At 46.3% G+C, this 16736-nt stretch carries 18 protein-coding genes; 5 read left to right on the forward strand and 13 right to left on the reverse strand.

Annotation, left to right across the window (positions count from 1 at the left end):
• Positions 1-16 precede the first annotated feature (16 nt).
• Genes proC through ppx form a run of 4 tightly spaced genes read right to left on the reverse strand, consistent with a single transcriptional unit; the run spans position 17 to position 4542 of the window.
• On the reverse strand, positions 17-847 hold the full coding sequence (gene proC / locus P253_RS14495; protein WP_005182498.1) for a pyrroline-5-carboxylate reductase: 831 nt from the start codon (positions 845-847) through the stop codon (positions 17-19).
• 30 nt (positions 848-877) lie between these two features.
• Positions 878-2227 carry a tRNA lysidine(34) synthetase TilS gene (tilS, locus tag P253_RS14500; RefSeq protein ID WP_081402526.1) on the reverse strand — a complete coding sequence of 450 codons (1350 nt, stop codon included), beginning with the start codon at positions 2225-2227 and terminating at the stop codon, positions 878-880.
• On the reverse strand, positions 2164-2988 hold the full coding sequence (locus P253_RS14505) for an acetyl-CoA carboxylase carboxyltransferase subunit alpha (RefSeq protein ID WP_016659514.1): 825 nt from the start codon (positions 2986-2988) through the stop codon (positions 2164-2166). The genes tilS and P253_RS14505 overlap by 64 nt, the downstream gene beginning before the upstream one ends.
• A gap of 33 nt (positions 2989-3021) precedes the next feature.
• Positions 3022-4542: an exopolyphosphatase gene (gene ppx / locus P253_RS14510; RefSeq protein ID WP_005182484.1), complete on the reverse strand. Its 1521-nt coding sequence runs from the start codon at positions 4540-4542 to the stop codon at positions 3022-3024.
• A 265-nt stretch (positions 4543-4807) separates the two neighbouring features.
• Between ppx and trxA the strand changes: the two genes are divergently transcribed.
• The 3 genes from trxA to P253_RS14525 all read left to right on the forward strand — a co-directional run bounded on the left by trxA (position 4808) and on the right by P253_RS14525 (position 7451).
• A complete protein-coding gene (gene trxA / locus P253_RS14515; protein WP_016659515.1) occupies positions 4808-5134 on the forward strand; it encodes a thioredoxin in 327 nt (108 codons plus the stop codon).
• Between the two features lie 327 nt (positions 5135-5461).
• Positions 5462-6730, forward strand: coding sequence for a transcription termination factor Rho (rho, locus tag P253_RS14520; protein WP_005182456.1), 1269 nt, complete (start codon positions 5462-5464; stop codon positions 6728-6730).
• Between the two features lie 412 nt (positions 6731-7142).
• Positions 7143-7451, forward strand: a complete 309-nt coding sequence (locus P253_RS14525) for a hypothetical protein (RefSeq protein WP_016659516.1) — start codon at positions 7143-7145, stop codon at positions 7449-7451.
• 152 nt (positions 7452-7603) lie between these two features.
• Here the strand turns inward: P253_RS14525 and P253_RS14530 are convergent, their stop codons facing one another.
• From P253_RS14530 to pheS, 3 genes are all read right to left on the reverse strand, one after another.
• A complete protein-coding gene (locus P253_RS14530) occupies positions 7604-7900 on the reverse strand; it encodes an integration host factor subunit alpha (RefSeq protein ID WP_004649746.1) in 297 nt (98 codons plus the stop codon).
• A complete protein-coding gene (gene pheT / locus P253_RS14535; RefSeq protein ID WP_016659517.1) occupies positions 7897-10278 on the reverse strand; it encodes a phenylalanine--tRNA ligase subunit beta in 2382 nt (793 codons plus the stop codon). Before pheT ends, P253_RS14530 begins: the two co-directional genes overlap by 4 nt.
• Positions 10279-10411: 133 nt before the next feature.
• Positions 10412-11392, reverse strand: coding sequence for a phenylalanine--tRNA ligase subunit alpha (gene pheS / locus P253_RS14540; protein ID WP_016659518.1), 981 nt, complete (start codon positions 11390-11392; stop codon positions 10412-10414).
• Positions 11393-11549: 157 nt separating this feature from the next.
• Here pheS and P253_RS14545 point away from each other — a divergent pair, with 157 nt between their 5' ends.
• Entirely contained in the window at positions 11550-12578 is a 1029-nt protein-coding gene (locus P253_RS14545) for a hypothetical protein (RefSeq protein ID WP_016659519.1), read from the forward strand.
• Here the strand turns inward: P253_RS14545 and P253_RS14550 are convergent.
• From P253_RS14550 to rpmI, 3 genes are all read right to left on the reverse strand, one after another.
• Positions 12575-13105 (reverse strand): AAA family ATPase, encoded by a 531-nt coding sequence (locus P253_RS14550; protein WP_016659520.1) that lies wholly within the window; start codon positions 13103-13105, stop codon positions 12575-12577. The genes P253_RS14545 and P253_RS14550 overlap by 4 nt on opposite strands.
• Positions 13106-13191: 86 nt before the next feature.
• Positions 13192-13551 carry a 50S ribosomal protein L20 gene (gene rplT, locus P253_RS14555; protein ID WP_005182440.1) on the reverse strand — a complete coding sequence of 120 codons (360 nt, stop codon included), beginning with the start codon at positions 13549-13551 and terminating at the stop codon, positions 13192-13194.
• 12 nt (positions 13552-13563) lie between these two features.
• Positions 13564-13758, reverse strand: coding sequence for a 50S ribosomal protein L35 (gene rpmI, locus P253_RS15705; RefSeq protein WP_001096359.1), 195 nt, complete (start codon positions 13756-13758; stop codon positions 13564-13566).
• A gap of 295 nt (positions 13759-14053) precedes the next feature.
• Here rpmI and P253_RS14560 point away from each other — a divergent pair, with 295 nt between their 5' ends.
• Positions 14054-14782 (forward strand): energy transducer TonB, encoded by a 729-nt coding sequence (locus P253_RS14560; RefSeq protein WP_005182437.1) that lies wholly within the window; start codon positions 14054-14056, stop codon positions 14780-14782.
• Between the two features lies 1 nt (position 14783).
• Here the strand turns inward: P253_RS14560 and P253_RS14565 are convergent, their stop codons facing one another.
• The 3 genes from P253_RS14565 to infC all read right to left on the reverse strand — a co-directional run bounded on the left by P253_RS14565 (position 14784) and on the right by infC (position 16735).
• Positions 14784-15206, reverse strand: coding sequence for a YqaA family protein (locus P253_RS14565; RefSeq protein WP_005182435.1), 423 nt, complete (start codon positions 15204-15206; stop codon positions 14784-14786).
• Between the two features lie 89 nt (positions 15207-15295).
• On the reverse strand, positions 15296-15913 hold the full coding sequence (locus P253_RS14570) for a glutathione S-transferase N-terminal domain-containing protein (protein WP_016659521.1): 618 nt from the start codon (positions 15911-15913) through the stop codon (positions 15296-15298).
• Positions 15914-16183: 270 nt separating this feature from the next.
• Positions 16184-16735: a translation initiation factor IF-3 gene (infC, locus tag P253_RS14575; protein WP_075167371.1), complete on the reverse strand. Its 552-nt coding sequence runs from the start codon at positions 16733-16735 to the stop codon at positions 16184-16186.
• Position 16736 lies beyond the last annotated feature (1 nt).

The raw sequence follows: 16736 nt of genomic DNA on the forward strand, positions 1-16736 counted from the left end.
CCTAAAATTAAATACTTTATTTAATGCTGTCACTCAGCTCGGCAGCCAGTTCCTGACTGCGTGTTTTGGCAGCCGCCAACGCCGCCTGAATATTCTGCGACACTTGCGCACGGTCAAACACTTCCAACGCTGCCTGCGTGGTCCCGTTTGGAGAGGTCACGTTTTTACGCAGCTCTGCCGGGGTATTGGAACTGGTAATTGCCATTTGTGCCGCGCCCAACGCAGTTTGCAAGGTTAAAGCCGTTGCCACTTTTTCATCTAGGCCCAAGTTTTTGCCAGCACGAATCATACTTTCCATCATATAGAAAAAGTAAGCCGGGCCAGAACCGGATACTGCCGTGACTGCATCAATTTGCGCTTCAGAGTTTACCCAAATTGTTAAACCCGTGGCAGCCAAAACCTGACTTGCCAATTCACGGTCTTTGCTATCGACCGCATCATGCGCATATAAACCATGCGCACCAGTTTGTACCAGCGCCGGGGTATTTGGCATCACCCGTACCACACGGTCGGTATCGAGCAATGCCGAAATGGTAGCAATTTCTGCACCAGCAACAATCGAAATCACCAGTTTGCCTTCAAACTGCCCTTTTAGCGGTTGCAGCACGCTGGCCAGTACCTGCGGTTTGACCGCGAACACCACAATATCGGCATCACGAATGGCAGCCTGGTTGTCTTCGGTCACATGTACATCTTTTTCTTCCAGCAACAAACGGATTTTTTCGACCGGATCAGCAACTGTAATACGCGTTGAAGGCATGCCACGTGCAATCAGACCGCCAATTAAGGCCTGCGCCATATTTCCGCCACCAATAAAACTAATATTACAATTTAACACTGCACTCATGATTCACACTCTTGGTTGAGTTCTTTATAGTTAAGAGATTAAAGTCGGTTGCCAGCCATCCGGTTCGCAATAGGCAGAATCTGCCAGCCAAAACCCTTTTGGCGTGAAAACCCCTAGCATAACATTATCTCTGCTTAATATTTGAATTGTATGACGCTTCCAGGGAAAAATTTGTGCCTGCTGTATCGCCTTTTTTAATGGCCAGGCCCCGACACGTCCATGAAGATGGATTTTTTCTCCGCCCACTCGCGTACTTAAAGTCAATTCTTGTTGGAGTAATGCAAAAGACAAACCAACCTGATGCGGTGCATTCAACTGAAACTGTCCGGCAGGTAAATCTAGGGTTTGCCCCAATTGCCAGCACACCTGTTCCCGCGCAGAGATGGCCTGTTGACTGGCCAAATATTCCAGCTGGGCCAAACGGTAAATGACATTTTGATAGCGCACATAATAAAAGCCGTTGCAATGCAAAGCCGCCTGCGCATCGGCTCGGGCCTGAATCACTTCCTGCTGAATACGCTGCACCATATCAAAACTTGGCCGGTACTGACTGCCCCCTTTCATCCAGAATGACAGTAACTGGCGTTGCCGTGCCTCGGACAATTGCTGAATACGGTGTAAATCCAGATGCTTGGCATCGCCACAGCTGGCCAAATCCTGCAGCAATACTTCGGTCAGAATCTGCTCAGCATCCTGCATCAGCTGGCTGCTGCGGCAAATGCTTTGCTGCATTTTGGGAAAGCGCGCGTTTAACAGCGGCCATAACTGTTCCCGACACCAGGCCCGGTCGTAGTGAATATCCTGATTGGTCGGATCTTGAATATGTGGAATCGAAAGCTGCTGGCACCAGCTCTGAATCTGCTCACGCGATAAAGATAGCAACGGTCGCCAGATTGACAGCTCAGGACGTGAATCGAAAGTTTTCATGGCTGACAAGCCAGGAATACCGGCACCAGAAAACAGGCGCAATAACACCGTTTCTGCCTGATCCTGCTGATGATGGGCCAGTACCAATATCTCGTTGGTTTGAATATGCTGCTGAAATGCCTGATAACGTGCGGCGCGTGCCTGCTGTTCCAGATTGCCTTCGGCGACCTGTACGGCTTGAATCATGCACGGAATATTGAAGGCCTGACAATGCTGCTGGACAAATTCGCCCCAGGCCTGGCTGGAAGACTGTAATTGATGATCAATATAAATGGCCCGGACTTTTTCCGGGCATAAAAACGCCATCAGATGCAGCAGCAGCATGGAATCCATGCCGCCACTACATCCGATGAGAAAATGCGTATCTTCTGGAAAAGACTGAATCTGGGTTAAGACGCCAGTCCTAAATTGTCGCTGCCAAACTTCATCAAACGCTGGTAACGTGCTTCGCATCGTTCTTGTGCATCCATCGGTTGCAATTCTTCTAGAGCCTGTTTTAACACGGCTTTTAAATCTTGCATGACTTTTTCTGGTTGCAAGTGAGCTCCCTCACCTTCATCAACCACATATTCAACAATGCCCATCTGCTGTAATTTTTCAGCAGTCAGTGCCAATGCTTCACTTGCTTGTTCTGCTTTTTCAGCAGTTTTCCACAAAATAGATGCACAGCCTTCTGGAGAAATTACTGAATAAATACTGTGAGATAACATCACCACACGGTCCGCCACACCAATACCCAAGGCACCGCCTGAACCACCCTCACCCAGAACTGTTGCCACGACCGGCACTTTCAGGTTCGATAATTGAGCAAGACTGGTGGCAATCGCTTCCGCCTGACCACGTTCTTCTGCACCCACACCCGGATAAGCACCCATGGTGTCAATAAAGGTAAAGACCGGCAGCTTGAAACGTTCTGCCATATCTAGCAAACGCTGTGCCTTACGGTAACCTTCCGGGTTACTCATGCCGAAATTGTGCTGCAATTTCTCGCGGGTACTGCGACCACGATGCTGGCCCACGACCATGACCGGCAGACCATCGAAGCGTGCCAAGCCACCCACCATTGCACCATCATCACCAAATAAACGGTCGCCGTGCAACGCATCAAATTCAGTGAAAATTTCGCCTACATAGTCCAGGAATTGCGGACGCTCTGGATGACGTGCAATTTGGACCGTTGTCCATGCTTTTGATTGAGCAGCTTTATTTTTCATAAGTCGACTGTTATCCCTAAATTAACCAAAACGTTAATCGACAAATTGTTCCGAATGAATTTTTAATTCAATGTCCCAATTCTTGAACTGCACTTGTTCATCGTGCAATTCAGCGACAAGCAATGGCCATTGTTTAGCATCACCCGAAACGCTGAGCTGCCATTGTTGCGCATTCTGAACACTCAATTCAATGGCAGGAAGCATCTGATCGCTGCGACTGTGATTGACTAAAACTGCTAGGCGCAGCAGCAGACATAAATGCATTAATTTATGGCCACCGACCTTGTTGACATCAATTTTATCGTCCTGACGCAGCTTGCGGCGATGATGCGCAACCAGATGCGACAGATGGTTTTGATCAATTTGTGAAAAGCCTGGAATATCCGAATGTTGTAATAAATAAGCACCATGACGATGATAGCCACCATGACTGATCGCCAGACCAATTTCATGTAAATAGGCCGCGCGGCGCAGTAAATCACTGTCATCGCTGGTCAATTTCAGCTCCGCGGCTACGCCTTCAAACAGGTGCTGCGCGGTTTTGACCACACGTTCTGCCTGTTTCGGATCGGCGTTATAACGGCCCATCAGCGCCTGCACACTGCGGTCTCGGATATCTTCATGCTGGAAACGGCCCAGCAGGTCATACATTACGCCTTCACGTAAGGCACCATCGGAATAAACCAGTTTATCAATATCTAAAATATCAAAAACTGCATATAAAATCGCAATCCCGGCTGGCAAAACTGCTCGTCGATCTTCTTTTAAACCGTCAAAGTCCATTTCAGAGACATGCTTGTATTTAAGCAGTTTATCTTTGAGTTTTTCCAGGCCCTCACGGGTCAGATTTTCCTGCGCATTACTCCAGCCCATATTCACGGTAATCTGGCGGCAGGCTTTAATGGTGCCACTTGAGCCTACTACGGTATCCCAGCCGGCATTTTTATAGGTATTGGCAATGGTGGATAATTCTTTGCGTGCGGCAAACACGGCTTTGTCAAAACTTTTATGGTTAATTTCACCTTCGGCGAAAAAGGCTTTGGTATAGGCCACACAGCCCATCTGTAAAGATTCGGTATGAATAGGTTCGAATTCTTCACCAATAATCAGCTCGGTTGAACCACCGCCAATATCAATCACCAGGCGGCGACCACTGTTTTCCATGGTGTGCGACACACCCAGATAAATTAAGCGGGCTTCTTCACGACCGGCAATAATTTCAATGGGTTTTGGCAAGATTTCTGCGGCTTTTTGAATAAATTCATGTCCGTTTTTGGCCTGACGCAAGGCGTTGGTGGCAACAATACGTAAACGGTTCGGCTGTACAGCGCTTAAACGTCCGACAAAGCGTGCCAGACAGGCTAAACCGCGCTGCTGTGCGGCTTCGGTTAAATTTTTATTCTCATCTAAACCAGCGGCAAGCTGTACTTTTTCTGACATTGATGCCACTTTTTTTACTTCACCATGATCCACACGGGCAATGGCCAGGTGGAAGCTGTTCGACCCCATATCGATGGCTGCAAGTAACTCTTCATCAATTAAAAAATCAGACATTCTTCAAACAAACCTATACAGAATTGTGCCTAGAGTAATTCACATACATGCAATTTAAAAGCCATTTGTGCGCACATTTCGATGAGTATTTAAATTTTCGGCAGATGTGACAATTGTGTGACACGATCATCAGCATCGTGAGCATCAATTAGACAAATTCACAGGAAAGATCGAAAATTTACATATTCCTCTACATTGTTCTAGATGGCTATGTAATACTAATAAATATAGCTATCTATACAAAAATTCATTTGGAGCACATTCCATGTCTGGCAACATCGTAAACACAACGGATGCAAACTTCGAAGCAGACGTTCTTCAATCTGAAACACCTGTATTGGTTGACTTCTGGGCGGGCTGGTGTGCGCCTTGTAAGGCAATTGCGCCAGTACTTGAAGTTTTGGCGACTGAATATGAAGGCAAAGTTAAAATTGTGAAAGTTGACGTGACCGCTTGCGAACAAACTGCCGTGAACTACAACATCCGTAACATCCCTGCACTGTTGATGTTCAAAAATGGTGAAGTGGTTGCCCAGCAGATTGGTGCTGCACCAAAATCGAAACTGACTGCATTTATTGATGAAAACATCTAAATCCTGTCTGTTTAGAAAAATTAAAATACGCTATGTTTCATAGCGTATTTTTTTCGTCTATAAATTGACAAATCGGCGTTTCTCTCTTATATTGCTTGCTCAAGAAATAAAGGACTTCCCGTCCCGCCCGTTTCTTAAAAGACACAACACAAAAATGCCGCTCGGCAACAGAAATTGTTTTTTCACATTTTTCTCTGAAACAATTAATCAGTCCTCTGAATTGTTATTGTGCAAATACAATTGCGTTCGTTTTATTGCCTGCATGCGGTCAAATGTTGCTTCCCTTCCAACCTGTACCCCAGAATTTTTGATTCTATCTGATCACCTATGAATTTAACCGAACTCAAGAAAAAACCGATTGGCGAACTCATCAAGATTGCCGAGTTTATGGGCCTTGAAGGAATGGCTCGTAACCGTAAGCAAGACATTATTTTTGCCATCTTAAAACGTCATGCAATGAATGGCGAAGAGATTTTTGGTGATGGCGTGCTCGAAATTCTGTCAGATGGTTTTGGCTTCTTACGCTCTGCAGCAGGCTCTTATTTAGCCGGTCCTGACGATATCTATGTCAGCCCTTCGCAAATTCGTCGTTTTAACCTGCGTACCGGTGACACCATTACCGGCACCATTCGCCCACCAAAAGAAGGCGAACGTTATTTTGCCCTGTTAAAAGTTAACCAGATTAACTACGACACGCCAGAAAACTCGCGCAATAAAATCCTGTTTGAAAACCTGACCCCGCTGTTCCCAACTGAACAACTGGTGATGGAACTTGGTAACGGCACCACTGAAGATTTAACCGCGCGTGTGGTTGACTTGGTTGCGCCAATTGGTAAAGGCCAGCGTTCAATTATTGTAGCGCCGCCAAAAGCTGGTAAAACCATGTTATTACAAAACATCGCCCAGTCGATTGTACGTAATAACCCGGAAGTATTCCTGATTGTTCTGCTGATTGACGAGCGTCCGGAAGAAGTGACCGAAATGGAACGTACCGTGCGTGGTGAAGTGGTTGCCTCTACCTTTGATGAATCTCCAGCCCGTCACGTACAAGTGGCTGAAATGGTAATTGAAAAAGCCAAGCGTCTGGTAGAACACAAAAAAGATGTGGTGATTCTGCTTGACTCGATTACCCGTTTAGCGCGTGCCTATAACACCGTGGTGCCATCTTCAGGTAAAGTCCTGACTGGTGGTGTCGATGCTCACGCACTGGAACGTCCAAAGCGTTTCTTTGGTGCCGCACGTAATATTGAAGAAGGCGGCTCACTGACCATCATCTCAACCGCGTTAATTGAAACCGGCAGCAAGATGGATGAAGTGATTTACGAAGAATTCAAAGGTACCGGTAACCAGGAAATTACGCTTGATCGTCGTATTGCCGAAAAACGCGTGTTCCCTGCCATGAACATCAAGAAATCAGGTACCCGTCGTGAAGAGCGCCTGATGTCTGAAGACAACCTGCGTAAGGTCTGGATTCTGCGTAAGCTGCTGCATACCCAAGATGAACTGGCAGCCATGGAATTCCTGCTGGATCGTATGAAAGAAACCAAAACCAATGACGAGTTCTTTGATCATATGAAGCGTAAAGCCAGCAACTAAGATCAAAACTTTTTAAAAATGCCATCGTATAACGATGGCTTTTTTATTTCGGTTGACCATCTTTACATAAAGACACAATTGGACGTTTTCTGTGTAAACTTATTTTTAAGTAAATGATTATAAATAAGTATTTCAAAAAAACCCTATAGTTTTTAATGATTTAAATCGCCTTTCGCCAATATAAACTGAACTCTTGATTGTTATTTTCTGTTAAAAAACAACGCATTTTAGGGCTTTTTTCGGCTTTTTTTAGAGCAAGCTAGTAGTAATTAAAAAAACTCAGTGATAGCATATTCGCAGACCAGTTAGACTGCTCCTGCGTTGTTAGTGCCTAACAAAATTAGGAATAATAAAAGCATATAACAGGCTAACGTCGGTTTTTTTTAATCTCAATTTTTTAGAGAGTGATGCCATGTTATTCAAAAAAATCGCTATTGCTGCTGCAGTTGCTACTACTTTAGCTTTCGTTGGTTGTGCTAAAAAAACTGAAGAAGCTGCTGCTGACGCTAACCAAGCTGCATCTGAAGCTGTTGTAGCTGCTGCTGAAGCTGAAGCTGCTGCTGACGCTGCTGCTGTTGAAGCTGCTTCTGGCGCTGATGCTGCTGTAGACGCTGCTGCTGATGCTGCTGACACTGCTGCTGCTGCTGCTACTGACGCTGCTGATGCTGCTACTGACGCTGCTGATGCTGCTGTTGACGCTGCTGCTTCTGAAGCTCAATAATCTTAGATTATTGACAAAAAGAGAGCCTTTTGGCTCTCTTTTTTATTGTCTGAATATTTCTTACAACATCTCATCATCACATACAAGGAACACGGTAATACCTGCCGTTAGAACCTCAGCCCTTACTTTTTTAGCGGCATAAAAAAAGCAGATCAATCGATCTGCTCATTTCCAACACGTTGGCGGAACTTCTGTCCGGCACGGAAGGTTACCACCCGGCGTGCAGAAATCGGAATTTCTTCACCCGTCTTCGGATTTCGGCCTGGACGTTGACGTTTATCACGCAACTCGAAGTTACCAAAACCTGAAAGTTTCACCTGCTCCCCAGAGATTAGCGCCTGGCTAATCTCATCGAAGAATAACTCGACCATTTGTTTCGCTTCACGACGGTTTAAACTCGTGAGCTCACTTAAATGATCAGCCATTTCTGCTTTTGTTAATGCTGTCATGAAGCCCTCAATGTCGCTTGATAAGTGTTTTCTAACACTTTTAGGATATTGTCCATACCTGATTTAATTTCAGCATCTTCAAGCGTACGTGTCGGATGTTGCCATAACAGTGCAAATGCCAATGAGCGTTTACCCGCTTCAACACCCTGACCAGTGTACACATCGAATAACCAGGTTGAATGCAGAAGCTCGCCGCCCGTTTGCTCGATAAGTTGCTGAATTTCGCTAACATTAATCTTATCACTAATTAAAAGCGCAATATCACGTCTTACCGACGGAAAACGTGATAATTCTGTAAAATTAGATACATAAGTTTGCAAAATAGCCTGCTGATCCAGTTCCGCCACCCAAGTGGTGCCCAAATCCAGTTCATTTTCCAGAGATGGATGCAAACGGCCCAAATAACCAATTGACTGACCATTGACCAGAATCTCTGCAGATTGGCCTGGATGCAACCAGCTACGCTCTGAACGTACATATTCGACCTGTACACGACCTGCCGCCAGCAACTCTTCAACTTCACCTTTCAGGTCAAAGAAGTCCATGGCTTGTGGTTTGCCATGCCATGATTCTGCTGTTTTAGCACCCACCGCAATCATCGCCAGGGTTGGAATCTGTTTCAGGTCATGAATTGAAGCTGCATTCTGATAATCAAAACGTAAACCCAGTTCAAAGAAACGCACACGGCTTTGCTGACGGTTAATGTTGTACTGTACGCAAGGAATCAGGCTCGACAGCAAGGTTGAACGCATCACCGCCAGATCGCTTGAAATCGGGTTCGCCAATGCCAGCGGGTTGACCGCCGCATTTAGCTGTTTTTCCAGTTTCAGGTCAGCAAAGCTAAAGCTGATTGCCTCCTGATAGCCCAAAGTCACCAGGGTTTGACGCAGCTGTGCCACTTCAAACTGATCCTGATACTTCGCCAGTTTAGTGTCAATCACCGGCAGGCTGATTTGAATATTGTCATAACCGTGAATACGCGCGACTTCTTCAATCAGGTCCTGGTAAATGGCCATGTCATAACGATGCGATGGCGGTACCACAGACCATTGGCCTTGCGCTTTTACTGTTACTTCACAGCCCAAGCGTGTTAAAGCATCGGTAATAAAGTCTGAATCTACGCTATAACCCAGCAGCTGATCGACCTGTGCCTGTTCCAGTTCAATCGCGTCACGTGTTGGCAATACTGCTGCATTTTCTGCCACAGTAATCGGGCCAAATTCACCGCCTGCAAGCTCAGAAATTAACTGAGAGGCACGGTGCATGGCGATCAATGGCAATTCAAAATCGACACCACGCTCATAACGCTGAGAGGCATCGGTATGCAGGCCAAAACGGCGCGCACGACCGGCAATATGCAGCGGTGCAAAGAAAGCAGATTCCAGGAAGATTTCAGTGGTTTCATCGGTAACCGATGAAGACAGACCACCCATGATACCGGCAATCGCCAGTGCTTTTTCATCATCAGCAATCACCATGACATCGTCTTGCAGTTCTACTTCTTGTTCATTCAATAGAACAAGTTTTTCGCCCGCAGTCGCCTGACGCACCTGCACAGCACCTTGCACTTTTGCAGCATCAAAGGCATGGAGTGGTTGACCCAGTTCCATCAAGACATAGTTGGTAATATCAACCAGAATGCTGTGCTGACGGATACCCGAACGTGCCAATGCGCGCTCCATCCATTCAGGCGTCGCGGCTTTGGTGTTCACGTTCTTGATCACACGACCTAAATAACGTGGACAGCCTTCAGTCGATACAACCACTTTCTTTTCATCAGCAATGCTTGCAGCCACTTCTTGAATGTCAGGTGCAGTCACAGGCAGTTGGTTAATCACCCCAATTTCACGTGCGATCCCACGAATACTGAAACAATCACCACGGTTTGGCGTGATGCTGATGTCAATCACGTTGTCATCTAGGTCCAGATATTCACGGATGTTGACACCGACCGGTGCATCCACAGGAAGTTCTAATAGACCGTCGATTTTGTCTTCTAAATCGATTTCAGATGCACCGCAGAGCATGCCTTGTGATTCCACACCACGCAGTTTGCCTTTCTTGATTTTAAAATCGCCTGGTAATACTGCACCAATAGTTGCCACAGGTGCTTTCATACCTGCTCGTACGTTTGGCGCGCCGCAGACGATTTGTAAAGGCTCACCGGAACCAATGTTCACCGTCGTTACACGTAAACGGTCTGCATCTGGATGTTGTTCAACCGTCAGCACTTCACCAACCACTACACCAGTAAATGGTTTTGCAGCTGGAGATAAATCATCAACTTCCAGACCCAGCATGGTCAGTTGATCGGAGAGTTTTTCGCTGTCGATGGCCGGGTTGACCCATGTGCGTAGCCAATTTTCGCTAATTTTCATTAATATAAAACCTGTAATTCAAATCTCTAAAATCCCCCTCTAACTCCCCCTTTAAAAAAGGGGGAGAACCCTATGTCACCGATGGACAACCCCTCTCCTTTTAGGAGAGGTCAGGGAGAGGTATAAATTTGTTTTAAGCAAACTGGCGTAAGAAACGCACATCATTCTGGTAGAACATACGCAAGTCGTTAATGCCATAACGTAACATTGCAAAACGCTCTACGCCCAGACCAAAGGCAAAGCCTTTATATTTGTCCGGATCAATACCTGCCGCGCGTAATACATTTGGATGCACCATACCGCAGCCCAGCACTTCTAACCATTTACCGCGCTCATCCATAATATCCACTTCAGCACTTGGCTCTGTGAACGGGAAATACGACGGACGGAAACGGACTTTCAAATCTTTTTCAAAGAATTCGTTCAGCAAGTTCACCAGTAAACCTTTCAGTTCAGCAAAGCTGGTGTTTTCCGCCACGTACAAACCTTCAATTTGGTGGAACATTGGTGAATGCGTCTGGTCGGAGTCACAGCGATAAACACGGCCCGGGCAGACAATACGGATTGGCGGCTGCTGGGTTTCCATGGTCCGAATCTGTACACCAGAGGTATGGGTACGCAGTAAATGAGTCGCATCAAAATAGAACGTGTCGTGCATGGCACGGGCCGGGTGATGGCCTGGAATATTCAGCGCTTCAAAGTTGTGATAATCATCTTCAACTTCTGGGCCAGTAGCCACAGTAAAGCCAGCTTTGGTAAAGAACTGGCAAATACGCTCTTGCACCTGAGTTACCGGGTGAATGGAGCCAATGGTCTGACCACGGCCGGGTAAAGTAATATCCACCGTTTCGCTGGCAAGTTTTTGTTCTAATGCCGCTTGCTGTAATGCTGCCTGACGCTCGGTTAATGCAGTATTAATGGCTTCACGCACCGCATGGATTTGCGCACCAAACGCTTTACGCTGTTCAGGATCCATTTTACCAAGTGACTTAGATTGTTCCGCGAGCTGGCTTTTCTTCCCCGTAAATTGCACCCGTACTTGATCGAGTGTAGCAAGGTCGTCTGCTGCTGCAATGGCAGCGAGCGCTTCAGTGGTCAGGGCTTCCAGTGACATAGTAACTCTCAAAGCAACAAATTTTGAATATAATTAAAAACCCCACATTCTAACAGTTTTTGGACAGTAGAATGAAGTTGCATTGCAGGAAAATTAGATTGGCATCGCAATTTGGAAAAAGTATAAGATAATCAAAATATCAATGAGATCAAACACTATGGCGCTCGATCAAATTTGGAAACAGCAACTGACCCTGGTCACCTATGGCAATGAATATCTGAGCCAGGATTTGAGTTTCAGTCGCTGGCGTGCGCATCCCATTTTTAATCAGCACATGTTCTGGTTTCGCGATTTAAATTCCCAGCATCTGCTGGCCCAGCATTTTGAAATCTGGCTGGAAGGCTTAAAACGCCAGGGTACAACCCGACTGAGTCTGCACAATGCCAGTCTGCTGGTCGATGAAAAAAATCCCAATGCCAATGTCGAGTTACTACCCTACCCGCATTTTATTGTCAGCCATGAAGCACATAAAAAATTTGCCTGGATTTGTGGCAAGGAATTGCCGGAATGGTATAACGCCGACAATGATTATGAATTTCCATCGGCACAGCGGATTGAACTGCGCCAGGAAACGTTCTGGCGTTATGAACTCAATAGTAAGCTGGCCAAAAAGGTAGAGGCCGATCTAGAACCCGCTCACTGGGATGAAATTCATCTGTTTACCGAGCAGGAGCTGTTTTCCCATACACTGGCGGCCGACTTTCAGCCACCTGAACAGCAGAATTTACCCTATTATGGTGTTCCGCTTACGGCAGATACACCTGATCCGCATCAGCTGTCTTTATTACCGACTCACTATCAGGCCGATTATGCACATCGCATGCTGTACCGTTTAGAAGCGCTAAAAGATGATATTCAACAGAAAATCCAGCATCCCTATAATGCAGATAATGAAGTGCTGAGTCCGGAAGAGCAGCTTGACCTGCGCCATTTTGCCCAGAAGCTGGATGATTTAAGCGCCAAATTTATTGTCAAGGTGGCCAACCATTACCAAAGCGCCCAGCTGACGCCTGTCGCACAGCCGAATCCGCTGGAACCGTTCGCATCTGACAACAAGGCTACCCATGCGCAAGCAGCGCATTCAGCCAAAGCCCCGTCTCATCATAAAGTTGGTGCGACTGGAGTCATCAAGCTGATTCTTATTACTGTGGTAATTTGTTTATTGGCCTATTATTTCGGACTTTAAACGCGATTCAGAAACCGTTCAACTTCAGTCGCTGAAGTCAGCCGAATCCAGTGCAGATGGGCATATTCGGGAGATTGTATCAGCTGCAGATAATGCCGGCGATTTTTCTGATGGGTTTTAATCATCCACCAGACAATCGAATCGCGGCTAAACAGCTGCCTGATCGTTTCCCGATTATTGGAATTGGACCAGAGGGTCTGCTGTGAAACCGCGCGCTGCACGGCGCGTTGCACAGAACGCAGCAAATTGGTATGAAACGGTAAATCCAGCCAGATAATGGTATCGACCTGTGCCCATTTAATGGGAATGGTGCGGGTATAGTTACCATCAATCACATAGCCATTGGGTGCCTGCTCAATGGCGGCCTGAATTTTAGCAAAAAAATCTGCATCAGCACTTTGCTGCCAGTCATCTAACCAGAACAGATTATCCAGCTCAATATAGGCCAGTCCCAGCTTTTCTGCCAGCGCCCGGGCAAAAGTCGATTTGCCTGAAGCCGAAGTACCAACCACATTAATTCGCTGCATACAATTTCCCTACTCTATCATTCAGACCCTGATTCTGCGCAATAAAAAAGACCGCATAAAGCGGTCTTCTTTTAAGTCACGAGGACTTAGGCAGCCAATGCACCTTTCGCTTTTTCAGCTAAAGCAGCAAATGCAACTGCGTCATGCATAGCGATGTCAGCAAGTACGCGACGGTCGATGATCACTTGAGCTTTCTTCAAACCAGCAATCATACGGCTGTAAGACAAGCCGTTTTGACGAGCACCAGCATTGATACGCGCAATCCATAGAGCACGGAATTGACGTTTCTTCTGACGACGGTCACGGTAAGCGTATTGACCTGCTTTGATTACCGCTTGGAACGCTACGCGATATACGCGTGAACGAGCACCATAGTAACCTTTAGCACGAGCAAGAATTTTTTTATGACGGCGATGAGCCTGTACACCACGTTTTACACGAGCCATTTATAAATCTCCTTAGATGTATGGGCACATACGACGAACTGAAGCAACGTCACTCACGTGAACCATTACACAGCCGCGCAATTGACGGATACGTTTAGCAGATTTTTTGGTCAAAATGTGGCGTTTGAACGCTTGTTTACGCTTGAAACCGTTAGCAGTCGCTTTGAAACGTTTAGCTGCACCACGGCGAGTTTTTAACTTAGCCATAACAACCTCTTTTAAGTACCTGTTCGGCTCATTTGCACCATTACAAACGACCTGCAGGTAAGGGAGCACGTATTCTAAAGCATCTTTGCCTAAAACAAAAGCAGATATTGCAAAAGTTGCTCGTCTTCTATCGGCAGATGAGGTCTTTGAGATTAGCAGGATCTCTCCTTTTTATTGAACAGCCAAAACATACAGATGGAACCTCTTATTTTTATAGCGGAAGACTTGTACTGACGGTCAATTCAGGAAATACTGCGCAGCGTTCCTTCTTTTGCCCAACAACAAGCTAATCCTCATGAAAAAAACCATTTGCCTGAGTCTGTGTCTGGCGCTGCCGCTTAGTGCCACGCTTGCCATTGCTGCCCCTGCCGAACAACTGCAAGTACAAAAAACCTCGGCGTTGGCCGCCCATCTGACCACGCGTATTCAATGGACCGAGTTTCCGCAGCTGCGTTATAGCAATGCCGATTTAAAGCAGCAAAACCGCGCGGCCATTTTACGGATTCATGCCGATGAATCGGGGCAAATCAACAAGGTCACGGTACAGGAAAGCACCGGACTAAAATCTTTAGATCAGCTGATTAGCCAGGCGGTAAAACAGGCCAGAATCAAACCACATCTGGTCGATGATACCCCGGTTCCAGTGATTGGTTATCAGGTCTTTCATCTGGATTTAAAAGATACTGCTCAGGACTGCCACTACAGCTTTGACTCGACTGTCTGGCAAGCGCAGCAAGCCGGCGCAAAAAGCGCGTTTCAATATCGCAGCCAGCCTCAACTGAACGTCACCGAAGATGAGTTAAATGGTCATGCCCGCCGGATTCAGTTCAAAATGAAAGCCGATAAATACGGCAACATCCACAAGGTTAAAATTCAGCAAGGCTCCGGCCGTTATGCGCTGGACCAGAAACTGATTCAGGCGCTGCAAGGTGCACAGGTCGATGTACCACGCAAATTCTGGATCTATAAAAAATCCAGCCTGAAAGATGAAGTCCGTTTTCAGCCTGCAGAATGTGAGGGCTAAACTAGAACATGGCATAAGCCAGATAAATAAACAGATAACGCCCGATTTTGGCTACACTCACCATCAGCAGAAATCGGGCGAAGTTTTCTTTCATTAAACCGGCAATTAGGGTGATTGGATCACCAATCACCGGCACCCAGCTCAGCAGTAAGGACCAGAAGCCATATTTCCGATAAATCTGCTGTGCCTGCTGCAGCTTGGGTTCAGACACCGGAAACCAGCGCTTGTCTTTATACTGCTCGATCTTGAGTCCTAACCACCAGTTCACACAGCTGCCCAGAATATTGCCCAGACTGGCGATGGCTATTAAAGCCATCACCGAATGTTGCTCTTGAATGAGCAGGCCCAGTAATACCGCTTCAGATTGCAACGGCAATAAGGTAGCCGCCCCAAAGGCCGACAGAAATAACAGCAGATAAGCCATAACAGATGCAGTTAACAGGTTCTGCCCATCTTAACTGAAATCACAAAAAAAGCACCCGAAGATGCTTTAGGTGATTTTATGATGATTATTTAAACCTGAATCGCCAGGGCGCGTTGTACTGCCGGACGGGCGGTTAAACGCTCAATATAATCCTGCACATGCGGATAATCTTCTAGCGGAATCTGCTGCCATTCATGGCGTAACAACCACGGTAAAATCGCCATATCGGCAATTGAATATTCACCGGCTACATATTTCTGCCCGATCAGCTGCTTGTTTAACACGCTATACAGACGTTTGCTTTCATTGACATAACGCTCGGTGGCATAGGCAATACGCTCGGGTGCAAAGCGGCTAAAGTGATGGTTCTGACCGAGCATCGGGCCTAAGCCACCCATTTGCCACATCAGCCACTGCTCCACCTCTACCCGCTCGAGCTCATCTACCGGATAGAACATGCCGGTTTTACGGCCCAAATATTGCAAGATCGCCCCCGATTCAAAAATCGAAATCGGCTGGCCATTCGGTCCATCCTGATCGACGATAGCTGGAATTTTATTGTTGGGAGAAATGCGCAGAAAATCTGGCTGGAACTGGTCGTTTTCAAGGATGTTAATCGGGAAAATCTGGTATGGCAGCGCCATTTCTTCTAAGGCAATCGTAATTTTATGACCATTGGGCGTGCCCCAATAATAAAGATCAATCATGTGTATATCCTTGCGCTCTTGTCGTTGTCATGTGTTATTGCTCTGCCGTTAAAGATACGAGATAAGCCTGAGCAGGGCAACTGTTGTCACATAAAAATTAAACACCAGAGATGACCCGCAGCTGTTCGAAAGTCACCGAGCTTTTATCATGCAAAGTATGCTGAGCTGCTCAACATACCGAACGATCATTACGTCAAAATATTAGTGACCTCATAAACTGTAGTCACAAAAAAAGCACTGCTGGGCAGTGCTTTTTTGATTCGGAGATGCTTACTTTTTCTTTTTCGGTCCAAGCAGCATACCCATTTGACGACCTTCCATTTTTGGCGCCTGTTCAACTACACCAATTTCAGCTACATCCGCTTCAATTTTCTGTAATTGTGCCAGACCCAATTGTTGGTGCGCCATTTCACGACCACGGAAACGCAGTGTGATTTTGACTTTGTTGCCTTCTTCCAAGAACTTTAAAATGGCACGCAGTTTTACGTTGTAGTCACCTACATCGGTTGCTGGGCGCAATTTAATTTCTTTTACCTGCACTTGATGCTGCTTTTTCTTGGCATCTTTTTGCTTTTGCTTCAGGTCAAACAAGTGCTTGTTGTAATCCATGATTTTACAAACAGGCGGCTCTGCATTTGCCACAATCTCAACGAGGTCAAGATCTGCATCCTCTGCAGCACGCAATGCTTCCGCTAAAGAAACAATTCCTTTTTGTTCACCATCCGCTGCAACGAGGCGTACTTCTTTTGCACGGATCTCGTCATTAATTGCAGGGCGGTTACTCTTAGCACCTTGTTGTTGGTTACGGTCAGGCTGTTTAATC

Source organism: Acinetobacter indicus CIP 110367, from assembly GCF_000488255.1.
Taxonomy (GTDB): Bacteria; Pseudomonadota; Gammaproteobacteria; order Pseudomonadales; family Moraxellaceae; genus Acinetobacter; species Acinetobacter indicus.